This window comes from Sphingobacterium prati (genome assembly GCF_013167215.1).
In the GTDB taxonomy this organism is placed as follows: domain Bacteria; phylum Bacteroidota; class Bacteroidia; order Sphingobacteriales; family Sphingobacteriaceae; genus Sphingobacterium; species Sphingobacterium prati.
The window spans coordinates 20,560-34,553 of sequence record NZ_JABJWY010000018.1 but is presented as its reverse complement, the minus strand read 5'-3'; the positions used below and the strand labels follow the sequence as shown (position 1 = coordinate 34,553).

The 13,994-nt window shown below is 42.0% G+C and carries 8 protein-coding genes; 2 read left to right on the top strand and 6 right to left on the bottom strand.

What is annotated here, in order from left to right; all coding sequences use genetic code 11:
• The first annotated feature begins 125 nt into the window (after positions 1-125).
• Positions 126-2,642, top strand: coding sequence for a family 20 glycosylhydrolase (locus HPC41_RS05335; RefSeq protein ID WP_172393014.1), 2,517 nt, complete (start codon positions 126-128; stop codon positions 2,640-2,642).
• A 152-nt stretch (positions 2,643-2,794) separates the two neighbouring features.
• Here HPC41_RS05335 and HPC41_RS05330 read toward each other — a convergent pair whose 3' ends face one another.
• The 3 genes from HPC41_RS05330 to HPC41_RS05320 all read right to left on the bottom strand — a co-directional run bounded on the left by HPC41_RS05330 (position 2,795) and on the right by HPC41_RS05320 (position 8,645).
• Positions 2,795-5,284: a TonB-dependent receptor gene (locus HPC41_RS05330; RefSeq protein WP_172393013.1), complete on the bottom strand. Its 2,490-nt coding sequence runs from the start codon at positions 5,282-5,284 to the stop codon at positions 2,795-2,797.
• Positions 5,285-5,426: 142 nt separating this feature from the next.
• Positions 5,427-7,355: a glucosamine-6-phosphate deaminase gene (nagB, locus tag HPC41_RS05325; RefSeq protein WP_172393011.1), complete on the bottom strand. Its 1,929-nt coding sequence runs from the start codon at positions 7,353-7,355 to the stop codon at positions 5,427-5,429.
• A 141-nt stretch (positions 7,356-7,496) separates the two neighbouring features.
• Positions 7,497-8,645 carry a methionine aminotransferase gene (locus tag HPC41_RS05320; protein WP_172393010.1) on the bottom strand — a complete coding sequence of 383 codons (1,149 nt, stop codon included), beginning with the start codon at positions 8,643-8,645 and terminating at the stop codon, positions 7,497-7,499.
• Positions 8,646-8,717: 72 nt separating this feature from the next.
• Here HPC41_RS05320 and HPC41_RS05315 point away from each other — a divergent pair, with 72 nt between their 5' ends.
• Positions 8,718-9,398, top strand: coding sequence for a peroxiredoxin family protein (locus HPC41_RS05315; RefSeq protein WP_172393008.1), 681 nt, complete (start codon positions 8,718-8,720; stop codon positions 9,396-9,398).
• Between the two features lie 201 nt (positions 9,399-9,599).
• Here the strand turns inward: HPC41_RS05315 and radA are convergent, their stop codons facing one another.
• The 3 genes from radA to HPC41_RS05300 are packed head-to-tail and all read right to left on the bottom strand — an operon-like array spanning position 9,600 to position 13,898.
• Entirely contained in the window at positions 9,600-10,985 is a 1,386-nt protein-coding gene (gene radA, locus HPC41_RS05310) for a DNA repair protein RadA (RefSeq protein ID WP_172393006.1), read from the bottom strand.
• A 31-nt stretch (positions 10,986-11,016) separates the two neighbouring features.
• Positions 11,017-12,177, bottom strand: a complete 1,161-nt coding sequence (locus tag HPC41_RS05305) for a dipeptidase (protein ID WP_172393005.1) — start codon at positions 12,175-12,177, stop codon at positions 11,017-11,019.
• Positions 12,174-13,898 (bottom strand): serine hydrolase domain-containing protein, encoded by a 1,725-nt coding sequence (locus tag HPC41_RS05300; protein ID WP_172393003.1) that lies wholly within the window; start codon positions 13,896-13,898, stop codon positions 12,174-12,176. The genes HPC41_RS05305 and HPC41_RS05300 overlap by 4 nt, the downstream gene beginning before the upstream one ends.
• Positions 13,899-13,994: the final 96 nt, after the last annotated feature.

The window sequence follows — 13,994 nt, the reverse complement described above, 5'->3', positions numbered from 1 at the left end:
TGTGCAAATATAGAAAGCTTTCTAAATATCACCAAATATTTATGAAAATTTTATTCATTTTTTTAAAACAAATCTCAAAACGCTCTAAAATAGCTATATTTAGATTCATTGAAAAAGTAACCAACATGACTAATTTAAAAAAAATTAAAAAACTATTACGCTATGCTGGCCTTGGCATGGCTCTTTTTAGCCAAGCAGCATACGCTCAAAAATCGAGCTCAATCGCAGATCAACTGCAGCTTACTTGGCAGGTCAAGGAAGGACAGAATATCCGCAAAAATCCCATCTCCACCATCATTCTAAAAAACAAGGGGAAAAGTGCTGTACAGCTGAATGACTGGAGCCTCTGGTTTAATTTTATCCGGTCTATTGATCCCGAAAAAGTAGATAAACGATTTGCCATTGACCACAGGAATGGCGATCTATTTCAAGTAAGCTTTAATAAAAACAATTTTTTATTAAACGCACAAGATACAATCCATATTGATTTCACAACAACAGGATTAGTCAATTATACCGACGGACCAATCGGTTTATATATTAAAAATAATAAAACCGGACTTTCAACAGATATTCGGGCCTATACTGCTGTGAAAACAGCCCCTCAATCCGAAGCAGAAAAGAATGATTACTGGTCTTACAAATATGACCAGAATAAACTTACTGAAGGTATCGAAGCACAAAGCATTATTCCTTTACCGAGCAACATTAGTATTAACAATAGCGCAAAGTTCACTATAACGACGGGTATAAAAGTATTCATCGCTAGTGAATTTTCTTCGGAAGTGAATTTTCTGAACGATTTTTTCACCAAATATACAGGAATCAGGCTAAATGCTGCCTCGGAGAAGGAAGATGGAATTGTTATCGTCAAAGCAAACAACCTACAGCCTGAATCTTATCTACTAAACATTGATGCAAAAGGTATACGCATAGAAGCATCGGATAAAGCCGGGGCATTTTATGCCATACAATCCTTAAAATCTTTGATCAATCATCAACAATGGAATAAAGCCACAAAATCAATTTCCCTACCTTATGTAAAAATAGAAGATAGCCCACGCTATGGCTATCGTGGATTTATGCTGGACGCGGCCCGTAATTTTCACAGCAAAGCTGAAGTGCTGCGCATTTTAGATCTGATGGCTGCCTACAAATTAAATAAGTTCCATTTCCACTTTATTGACGACGAAGGTTGGCGATTGGAAATTCCATCCCTACCCGAACTGACGGCAGTGGGCGCCAACCGCACTGCTGATTTTGAGGATGGCAAAGGCATTCAACCGGCTTACGGTTCTGGGGCAACTGCAAAAGCGCATCAATTCTATACCGTAGCTGATTATATCGAAATTTTGCAATACGCACAAGCAAGACATATTGACGTAATTCCTGAAGTCGAAACACCGGGACATGCCCGTGCGGCGATCAAAGCCATGCGTGCACGCTTTGCGCATTATACCAAGCTGGGCGACAAGCAGAAAGCAGAAGAGTTTTTGCTGGATGATGCGGATGATCAATCGGTGTACAACTCCGCACAAAACTGGAACGACAATGTCATGAACCCAGCCCTACCCTCGACCTATCATTTCCTGAGCAAGGTGGTTGACGAGATCAAAGCTATCCACGAAAAAGCTGGTGTTCCATTAAAAATTATCGATTTGGGCGGTGACGAGACTCCTAGCGGAGTTTGGGAAAAATCCCCCAAAGTACTTGCCTTCATGAAAGAGAACAACATGACCAATGTCTTGGATGTATGGCCCTTCTACATCGCCAAAATAAATAAACTTGTCCAGGACAAGGGCTTAACAATGTCCGGTTGGGAAGAGATGGGTATGCGCAATAAAGGAAAGGGTATGCAGGTCAATGCCGAATTAGGCAAATCCGGCATTCATCTCAATGTATGGAATAATCTTCCGGGACAAGGACAAGAAGACCTGGCCTATAAATTAGCTAATGCAGGCTATAAGGTTGTATACACAAGTGCAGCCAACAATTATCTGGATATGTCATGGGACCGCGACTTTGCCGATCCGGGCCATAGCTGGGTGGGCACGGTCAACCTGAACAAAACCTATTCATTCGCACCAGAAAATTTCTTCATCAACTTGCGTAAAGACGATACTGGAAAAGACCTTGTAAAGGAAGCCTATACGAACAAAGAACAGCTTACTGCCGAAGGAAAGAAGAATTTACTCGGAATCAAGGGCGCGCTATGGGCCGAAAAGGTATCCACAGATCCACGCCTTGAAGAGATGATATTCCCTCGGTTAATTGCTATTGCCGATCGCGCCTGGGCGCAGGAACAAGCTTGGGAAAAAGGCAATTCTTATGATGAAGCAACCTATCGTAAGTCGTATACAGCCTTTATTAAGAAATTAGGCGAGGATGAATTGAAGAAACTGGATATTATTAATGGGGGTTATACCTATCGCCTTCCGAAGCTTGGAATTAAAAAAGAGGGTAACCAGCTCTATATCAACACAGATTATCCCGGATTCAAAGTCTATTATACAGAAAATGGAAGCTCGCCAACGTTGAAGTCAAAACAAGTAGATGGCGCAATCCCTTTTCAAGCGGGCAAGAAATATCTATTCAAGGTATTTGACGCCAAAGGTAGATCCGGAGACGTTATTGCTTATTAAAAACGAACGGGATTATTACAATAAAAACAGTAACATAAAGAAAGTCATCATTGAAGTGCTGAAATAATACTTCCGGTGGCCGTTTAAAAAAGGGGTGTTTTTCGAATAGAAAACACCCCTTTTATTTGCATTAACAATTGAATGCTATCTGCTTAAAATTTATAGCTTAATGATACGGCAGCATTTCTAGGGTCGATCTGATTGATAAAACCACCTCGGAAATACGAATTCAAGCCAATTTCATTGGTGATATTGTTAACAAAAACTCTTGCATCAAACCGGCGCCATTTGTAACCGACCTGCGCATTTACGGTCGTATATGCCGGCATATTAAACGGTTCTGTTCCATAGTATTCGCCATGTCCATTCGGAGTCAGACCATACTCATTCACTGGACGGTCTCCGACATAATATACTCCGGCACTTAAGCTCAGATTACGTAAGGCTCCTTGATTAAAGACATACTGTACCCACGCATTGGCTGTATGCTTTGGTGCATTCATTGGAGCGGAGCCATTCATATAGGATGGTGAGTTTTTATATCGAGCGTCCAAATATGCATAGCCCAACATCACCGTCAGGTTTTCCAGTATACGACCGTTCAATTCGGCCTCAATACCGTCCCTGACCAAATCTCCGGCTTTAAAATATAAGCCTGTCTGTACATTTGTCCCCGGTGTATACTCCGCATTCGTTAGGTTAGAGGTATAGATATGGAAATAGGTTAAATTGAACCGTAACCTGTTGCCCAGCCAATCCGACTTAATACCACCCTCAAACTGTTCTGTCTTGGAAGCTCCGGCTTTTGTTCCATCAATCATGGGATTAGCGGCACTTCTCAAGTTTGTTGAATTGGTATAGGATCCGAACACATTAAAATTCTCGAAAGGTGTCACAATTATGCCCGCCATAGGATTCCAGGCAGATTCTCTTTTATTGCCATTAGAGACAAAATCCTTGGTTGTAATCTCCGAGTAACGCAAGCCTAAAACTGCTTTAAGGTATTTATTGAATTCAATGACGTCTTGCCCCATAAATCCAACAGAAGAATAGTAGCTTCTGACAGGTGTTCCCGCCGTATAGGCGATTTGCTTTCCCTTTCTTTGGTTGCCCAAGGAATCTACATACACCACTTCCGAAAGGTCATTTACCCAATCCCCATGAATATCGATGATGTCAATAACTGAACTATTTTGATCCGCTTTTTTAAGCAGTACATTTTTTTCTAAAGGACTTAGCTTTCCGGCAAAGGATGTTGTTGTCGCATCAGCAATCCGATAATCTACCCCAGCTTGCACCAAGTGTTTTACTCGACCAGTATAAAGATCCTTGCCAATTAAGTCAAACTGAAAAGTCTTGTTTTTATCGTCACGTAGGCTTCTGCTCATGGAGCGCGAAAAAGTATTGTACTGTTTTTCATCATCCTTAATCAAAGAGGAGGAAGTCGTTTGGTTATCAACCTGGTAAGATGAAGTCGCAATGGAAGCGCGAACACTCCAGCGATCAGTCAATTCATGATTGATCTGCGCCATAAAGCTCTTCATCTCGGTATTGTTATTGTCTGAGTTGAATCCTAAAAATTTATGATTCGGAATGACGTACAGGGCATTGACACCTTGTGATGGATTTAAATTGACGGCCGAATTGACCGGCGTACGATTATCGTTAAAATAGTCTCCTTCTAATGTAATCGTTGTTCTATCCGTCGGTTTCCATGCCAGAGAAGGGTTCAGATAAACACGGTTGGCCGAAAGCCCTTTTCTGAAACTATCGTTTCTTTCATAAGCCCCGTCCATACGGAAAGCAACCGTTTCCTTTTTATCCAATACGGTTTGAAAGTCAAATGTTGGACGAAACTGTCCCCAGCTACCCACACGTACGCCAACCTCTCCAGCGTTTGTAAAATTAGGTGTTTTAGTAACCACATTAATCACGCCGCCTGCATTACCGATATCAGTAATAACACCTTGTGTCACCGCAGCGGATCCTTTGATCATCTGGATAGACTCTACCCCCTGCATATCAACTACACCAGAAGCGGTTTGAAACTGTGAATCCATACGCACCCCATTCTTCAAAACCGGCACCCCCCTGAAACCACGTGTTGATAATGATTCTTTAACACCGCCGTATGAACCGAACAGCGTGACACCAGGAATATTTCTTACAGCATCTGTCAACGTTAATATCCCTTGATCCTGAATCACCTTATTGGAAATCACAGAAATACTCTGAATCTGATCGGAGGGTTTTAATGGCATACGCGTAATCATCTCAAGCCCCTTGGGTTTTTTGTTGCGCTCACCAAACACTTCCACCTCATCAATGGCCTGCTCATTACTCACTAACACCACTGGCTTTATCATAACCTCAGGGCTAGTCGAAGTAAAGACATAATCAAGCGAAGTCGTTTGGTAACCTAAGTAAGTAAAGCGGATAACTACATTTTGGTCGACTCCATGTAATCTAAAATGACCTTTATGGTCTGTACGCACCGTTTTATCGCCAATCGAAACCGTTACCGAACTTAAAGGATTATTATTGGCGTCAACAACCTTCCCTTTGACGATTCCTGAGGTCTGTCCATATACTGTGCTTCCAATTAAAAATGTAGAGGCAAGAGTAAGTAAGTGTTTGTTCATGTTAATAATTTTGGGTAATTATTTTTATTCATTCTAAATAACGAGGCAAAGATATAAAAACTTTACTTATTTAGAATAATTAAAAACAAAAAGCTCTGAGCCATCTATGACTCAGAGCTTTCCTATATTAGTTTGGACTATGTTAGTCAAATCTCCATCGCACAAAAGCTTCTATCGCTTCGTAGTTAGCTAAACCTAACCTATCATATACCGACGCTGTGTCACTCGTACGGTCTTCTGCGCGTACCCAAAATTCACGTGGATCATCGCCCGGGAATACAGGTAAATCTTTTTGGGATTGGTGTTTGAAGATCGCTAAACGCTTGCGGTATACCTCTTGTGGCGATAGGGGAACGGCCATTTCAATCTCATGGATTGGGTATTCGTGCCATGCTCCTCTATACAACCACAACCAACAATCTTTTGTCCACTCGTCAGTTTTGCTCAATCTTCTCAAAGCCTCAAATAAAATATCGAAACATACTTTATGTGTACCATGTGGATCAGCAAAATCTCCTGCTGCGAATACTTGATGTGGCTTTACCTGCCGCAACAATTCCATTGTTTGCTGAATATCGTCTTCAAACGATACTTCCTTCGCAAATTTTTGTCTGTCATAGAATGGCAGATCCTGGAAGTGGATATTTTCATCTGGCAATCCGACTAAACGAGCTCCGGCAATGGCTTCTCCTTTACGGATCAATGCCTTTATTTTGCGAACAAGTTCGGTATCGATCTGATTTGGTTTTTTCGTTGCAAAGATTGCCCTTTCTTCATCATAAATCTGATTGATCTGAGCGGCCTCCGCTTTCGCACCGATTTGATTTGCCAGATCCTCCGCAAACTCCAGGTAACGGACCACGTCATCATCCCATACCGCGGTATTACCACAAGTTTGGTAAGCTACATGAACATTGTGTCCTTGATCTGCCAAACGGATAAATGTCCCCCCCATGGAGATGACATCATCATCTGGATGCGGAGAGAATACAATCACGTTTTTCTTAGCCGGATTTGCACGTTCTGGACGTTGTGAATCGTCTACATTAGGCTTACCACCTGGCCATCCTGTTATCGTATGTTGAAGTTCATTAAAAATACGGATGTTGATATTATAAGCAGGACCAGTTTCTGTCACCAGTTTTGCCATACCATGGGCATTGTAGTCTTCATCGGTAAGTTTCAAAATAGGTTTGTTAATCTCTAAAGCCAACCAGACTACTGCTTTTTTAATCAATGATGGTGTCCAGGTAACATCTTCGGCTAACCATGGAAGATCAAAACGTGTCAACAACGACGCTGCTGCCTCATCCAAAATGAACTCGACATTATCTGACAGTTGAAGATATGTAGCCGGAATCTCTGCCGATATCTCGCCCTCAACAGCTTTTTTTATGATCTCAGCTTTTGTTTCGGTCCAAGCCATCAAGATAATCTCTCTTGCTTTGAAAATAGTACCTACACCCATTGTGATGGCTTTTCTTGGCACATTTTCTTTTCCACCGAAAGCACGTGATGCATCGCGACGTGTTAAGTCATCTAAAGTTACAATACGGGTACCGGAGTTTGGCGCAGAACCTGGTTCGTTGAAACCGATGTGGCCTGTACGACCAATACCTAATAATTGAATATCTAAACCACCTGCAGCTGTAATCTTTTGTTCATATGCTTCACAAAATGCATTGACTTGATCCGCTGCAAGGGTACCATCAGGAATATTTACATTCGCCTTATCAATGTCTACATGATCGAACAGGTTTTTATTCATAAAGGTCACATAGCTCTGATCGGCGTCAGGTTGCATTGGGTAATATTCGTCAAGATTGAAGGTAATCACGTTCTTAAAGCTTAAACCTTCTTCTTTGTGCAAGCGAATCAGTTCTTGATAGACTTTCACTGGTGTGGCACCAGTAGCAAGACCTAAAACAGCTTTTTCACCTTTCTCTTGCTTTGCACGAATAATTTCAGCGATACGATTTGCAACGTTTTTCGAAGCTGAATTTTGATCTGGATAGACGCTTACGGGGACTTTTTCGAAGCGTGTTTCTTCCAATAAATTTAATCTAGCCATTTTATGGATATATTGATAAACGTGAATTACAAATTTATGAAATTAGTGAGTTAAGTTGAAGTAAAATTTTAATAAAGTACCTTATTCTTAACAATATTTTAAATAAAACCTTTTAGCCCAAATTTTAGCATCGAAATCACGCTATATTTCATTTAAAATAGTCACCGCTTTCAACAAAGTGGCATCTTGTTTCGCAAAACAAACACGCAAAACCTGCTGATCTGTAGCTTGTTTATAAAACGCGGAGAGTGGAATCGTAGCTATTTTATGATGCTTTGTCAAAAAGCAGGCAAAATCAAATTCTTTCTCTTTGCTAATGGCGCTATAATCCAGATTCAGGAAATAAGTCCCTTCACAGGGTAGAATTTTGAAGCGTGATTGTGCCAACCCATTTTTGAGTAAATCGCGCTTTTTCTCAAAAAACCCAGCGAGACTTTCAACATAAGCAATATCTTTCAGGTATGCTGCTATCGCAATTTGCATGGGTGTATTGACGCTGAACACGTTAAACTGATGGACTTTTCGGAATTCATGCGTCAGTACGGTCGGTGCCACACAATACCCAATCTTCCACCCTGTAGTATGCAACAACTTTCCAAAAGAGGCAACAACAAAACTCCGATCACGCAAGCCCGGTATACTTAAGACCGATTGTGGAGCTATTCCGTCAAACACGAGATGCTCATAAACTTCGTCGCTTAGCAATAGCGTGTTCGTTCCCTGCAGGAGCTTGCTAAGTTTATTCAACTCGTCTTTCCCTAAAACTTTCCCTGTCGGATTATTGGGGTTATTGATTATTACCAAGCGTGTCCTTTCGTTGATCAGGGTAGCTACATAATCCCAATCAATTTGAAAATCTGGCGCCAACAATCGAACGGGAACAACTTTACCACCGAACAATTCAATGCTGGGTGCATAACTGTCATAGGCCGGCTCGAATATAATCACTTCATCGCCGGGCCTAACTACTGTTGCTATCGCAGTAAATATGGCCTGGGTTCCGCCGGCTGTTATCGTGATTTCTTCGGTCGGATCAATATCCACAGCATACACTGCGCTGTATTTTTTGACGATCGTCTCACGCAAGCTTTGTACACCAATCATCGGTGCATATTGGTTATGTCCTTTTTCCATCGCCGCAGAAACCAATTCAACAAGCTTGGGATCTGTTTCAAAATCTGGGAAGCCTTGTGACAGGTTCAGGGCTTGTTCCGCATTGGCAAGCGTGGTCATCTTGGTAAAAATGGATGTACCGACGTGTGGAAGTTTAGCAATTAGGTCGAAGTTCATTTTTTGACATTTATTTAATCTACCAAATTAGTGGATTTTCTTATATTTGTAAATATATACAAGAATAGCAACATGGTAAAATACATTACACTACTTTTTTTGGTTCTTCCGTTCTTTGGTTCGGCCCAGAAAAAAGAATTGACCAAACAGGAATATATTGCCCGTGTAAAAGCGGCACCGGATTCCATCTCAACGTTAGTTGATTTGCGGCGTGTAGGCGGCTACGACCCTGTTTATACAGAGCTGCAAGCGCTTTACAGTACCTTAAGCGAAAGGGTCAAAAACTCCAATGAAGGAAAAGAATTTCAGCAATATCTCAATACATTGGAGACCGTTCAGATCGGAAAAATTGCTCCCGCTTTTATTCAAAACGACACAACAGGCAATCCAGTGCACCTGTCAGATTTCAAAGGTAAATATGTACTGCTTGATTTTTGGGCTTCATGGTGTCCCGACTGCCGCGTAGAAAGCCCGGATCTGGTCAAAACTTACCAACAGTTCAAAGGAGACAACTTTGAAATCCTGGGCATATCCTTTGACAAAGACCGCAACTCCTGGATTAAGGCTATTCATGCGGACAAGCTACATTGGAGACATGTTTCGGACTTAAAACGCTGGCAGAATGATGTAGGCACATTATATGCGGTGAAGTCTATCCCCCAAAATGTACTGATTGACCCGAATGGAAAAATCATCGCAAAGAATTTGCATGGGGATGCCTTACGTGCCAAATTAAAAGAAGTATTAAAGTAAATTTAAAGACCTGCTTTACCTATTATCGTCCGAAAATCAGCACGAGGTCAAATCGATTTCTGACAGCGTAAAATTCGGTACACATGAAAACGATCGCCTTCATATATTGCATAATGGCGTAGGCGAATGAATACATTACAAAAGATAAAAAAAATAGGTGCCAATGTTGGACACCTATTTTTTTTATCTTTTGTAAATATATTATCCAAATAAAGCACTAAATATATCCTCCAATTTAGCCACTGGTCTAATCGCAATATTATATTTCTTGGCGTCCAACCCTTTAGTATTGAACTTAGAAATAAAGATACCATCAAAACCCAGTTTCTCGGCTTCCTGAATGCGTTGTTCAATCCGGTTTACAGCTCTGATTTCTCCCGATAAGCCCACCTCACCGGCAAAGGTCAGGTTGCTCCGGATCGGAATATCTTGCTGAGATGAGATAATCGCAACGACAACTGCCAGATCAATAGCGGGATCTTCAACACGAAGCCCGCCGGCAATGTTCAAAAATACATCCTGTGCACTTAAACGAAAACCAAAACGCTTCTCCAATACGGCCAGCAGCATGTTTAACCGTTTTGTATCATAACCTGTAGAGGAGCGCTGCGCTGTTCCAAATGCAGAATTGCTCACCAAAGCCTGAACCTCAATCATCATGGGCCGCATCCCTTCGAGCATGGCGGCTATGGACACACCACTCACGGGCTCGTCCCGCTGCGAAATCATTATTTCGGATGGATTTGATACCTCCCGCAATCCAGAACCCTGCATTTCATAGATCCCCAATTCTGAAGCTGAGCCAAACCTATTTTTGACAGCGCGCAGAATACGGTAGACATGATGACGGTCGCCTTCAAATTGGAGTACGGTATCGACCATATGTTCCAGTACTTTCGGTCCAGCGATGGAACCATCTTTGGTAATATGGCCCACAATAAATACCGGAGTACTCGTTTCTTTGGCAAAGCGCAATAGTTCAGCTGTACATTCCCGTACCTGGGAAACTGATCCCGGTGCCGATTCAATCTGTGACGAATGCAGCGTTTGGATGGAATCAATGACAATAACATTGGGCTGTACGGTCTCAATCTGCTTGAAAATATTTTGTGTAGATGTTTCCGTCAGAATATAGCAATTGGCTTTAGAGGATTGCGATAATCGCTCAGCCCGCATCTTGATCTGCTGCTCACTCTCCTCTCCGGAAATATAGAGTGTTTTGACCTGTGGAATGGACAAAGCCAGCTGCAGCATCAAGGTGGATTTTCCAATTCCGGGCTCACCACCGATCAATACCAGGGAGCCCGGAACAATCCCGCCTCCCAATACACGGTTGAACTCCTGATCAGGGGTAAGAATACGCGATTCATCCTGATACACAATCTCATGTATGATTGCCGCCTTATTTGCCCTTTTTGCATTACCGCTTGTTGTCGTGCTTCGCCATTCAGGAACTTTTGAGCTTGACTTTTCGACCACTTCCTCCACGAAACTATTCCATTGCTTGCAGGAAGGACACTGCCCCATCCATTTCGGCGACTCATAGCCACAGTTTTGACAGAAATATGCTGATTTTGTTTTTGCCATTCTACGAAATTACAAATTTCTATCCATTACCCTATTCCTCATTTTCTTTTAAAATCCGTAGAAAATTCAGTCCCATAATCTTCGCGATATCGGCTTTGTTATACCCTCTTTTTAAAAGCGCCTTTGTCAACAAAGGAAATTTTGAAACATCATTTAGCCCTTGAGGGGCGGATTCGATGCCATCAAAATCTGATCCAACCGCAATATGATCAATCCCTACTTTCCCAACAAGATAATCAATATGATCCAAGAGTTTGGATAGTGGCGCGTCAGCTTCGTACTTTGCTTCCTTGGATAACTGTTCATACATGCTCCAGGTGCTCTGCGTTGTATCTGCATTCTTCCCAAATTGTTTTTTGTAGATCTTCTTTAACCTCTTCTCATAATCCGGGTCCAAAAAACCAGAGTAAAAGTTAACACCGATCACACCGCCATTCTTCTTCAACGCTTCCAATTGTTCGTCTTTCAGGTTACGAAAATGCGGGCATAAACGATGGGCATTGCTATGTGATACCAATATCGGTTTATTCGAAACTGCGAGTACATCGTAAAATGTCTGTTCGCCACCGTGGGATAGATCGACTAGCATACCAAGTTGGTTCATCTTTCTAATGATTGCTTTACCGTGATCCGTTAATCCCTTTGCTTTTGAATCCATCTTTTTGGACTCCATCGCCGCGCAACTTGCCCAGGGCACATTATAATTCCATGTCAAGGTTAAATATTTCGCTCCACGCCCGTGAAGCTGAACCAGATTGTCAATGCTTCCTTCAATCATATTACCACCCTCCACACCGATTACCGCAGCAATTTTTCCTATTTTTAGAATTGCTTCAATATCTGCCGTTGATTTTGCTAAGGCGATTTCCGCAGCATTGGTCGTGATCATCTTTTCCAGCGCATCTATTTGGGCATTAGCATGTGCAAATGCACCAGCCTTCCATTTTGCGTCATCCGACCAAACAGCAAATACTTGTACATCTACTCCACCTTCCTTTAGCCGCGGTATATCCGTGGCACCGGAATTCAAACGCTGACCAATATCTTTTCCCTGAAAAATAGACGCATAGATCACATCATTATGCCCATCAACAACAATCATATCTGCATGAACTTGCTTATAATCCTGACTATAGGCGAGGCGATTCAAGGATAACATGGAAAGTCCCATGAGCAATAGATTTTTTATCATTTTTTCGCTTCATTAATTATTTCATAAATCGTATCCTGAATACGGCTTCGGATATTGAGATCATACAATTTGGTACTGACCTGTGGATGTACCCTATTAGATAGGAAGATATAAACCAGCTGATTTTGTGGATCTACCCAGATACAGGTTCCCGTGTATCCTGTATGTCCGAAGACCGTACTATTTGCCAGTTTGGATGGGTATTCATTTTTCGGATTTGGATCCCAGCGGTCAAATCCCAGCCCTCTCCGACTTGATGCGGACTGTTTACTGGTAAACTGATCGATCGTTTCTGCCTTAAAATACCGTTCTCCGCCATATTCTCCCCGGTTTAGCAAAAGCTGCCCATATATCGCCAGATCGTTGGCGGTAGCAAATAATCCTGCATGCCCAGCGATTCCCCCAGCCATAGCTGCCCCTTGGTCGTGCACATACCCTTCCAATAAGATCTTACGAAATGATGTATCCTGCTCAGTAGGCACAATCTGTTCCTTTGCAAATCGCTCCCTTGGGAGATATCCGGCGTGGGTCATCCCTAATGGTTTATAAAAATTTTCCTGAACATAATCTTGCAATGGTTCTGCCGTCTGATGTTCGGCGACTTCCTTCATCACGTACATGCTTATATCGCTATACACATAGTTGCCTGTTGGTTTTACCGGTGACTTTAGCATTTCAGGCCACATCACATCCCTGTAATAATGATTGAGGATGTAACTATTGTCGGCCATCTTAACCTGATGCTGTTGGTCTGGGTTGGCAATAACATCTCCTGCTTTCAAATATTTATAAAATGGGATAAATGGGGTAAACCCAGCCTCATGCAGCATCACAGCGCGCAATTTGATATCTTTCTTATTTGTATACTTCGCTTGCCAAAGGTAGTGCCCCATGGTACTATCCAGGTTAATGATATTACGTTCGGTAAGACGCATAATTACAGGCGTAGTGCCCGCGATTTTACTGATTGAGGCCAGATCAAAAATATCACTTGTTTTTGTTGGAACAGCTTTCGTATAGGTATGATAACCGTAAGATTTTTCCAGAAGCACCTGGCCATCTTTGATGACCATCACGACCAGTCCTGGAGTTGCCTGTTTCTCAATGGCTTCTAGTGCGATGGCATCAATTTTTTTGGTCAATTTACCCAGGTTTAGGCCAGAGTTTTCACCAGAACTGTATTGCAGTCGCGTTTGAGCTGTTTTAACGTTGCCATCAGTTATAGCCACTCCGCCGAAAATAGACATCGCAGCATTGCGTTGACCGACAGCGGTAAAAGGTGCCAGCAGCTCAATCAAATCGGACTTCGGATGCTCGGAAACGGCCTTTTTGCTGCCCTCATGTTCAAAGAAATGGCAAAGCACAACTTTCTTATTATTCAGGACTGCCTGCTTGAGCTGCGCCAAACAATCTGCATCTAAATCGTCCTCCTTGCCTGCGACGATAATCGTGTTATAGTACTTGATATCTTCGTCGAATTTGCTGAAATCAAATACCGTTGTATTTGTATAACGCGCCAGCTGACTTATAAATGCAGTATATTTTTCGGCATTTGGTACAACGACAGCGATGCGCCGTTGATCCAACCCAGTAAGTGGCAATAGCTGATCTATATTATTATAGAGTATGGTTTCATTCTTTATCGTCGATTTATACTGAGCGAACAAGGGGCCAATACAGAACAAACCTGCAAATAACACCCCAAAAAATCCTTTTTTCATTCTGCTTTTCTCGTTTTTTAGGTTCTATCAAATAAAAATACGAATAAAATAAAAAAGCGAAGTCCATTCCGATAAAAAAATAAATTTTGTTACGCT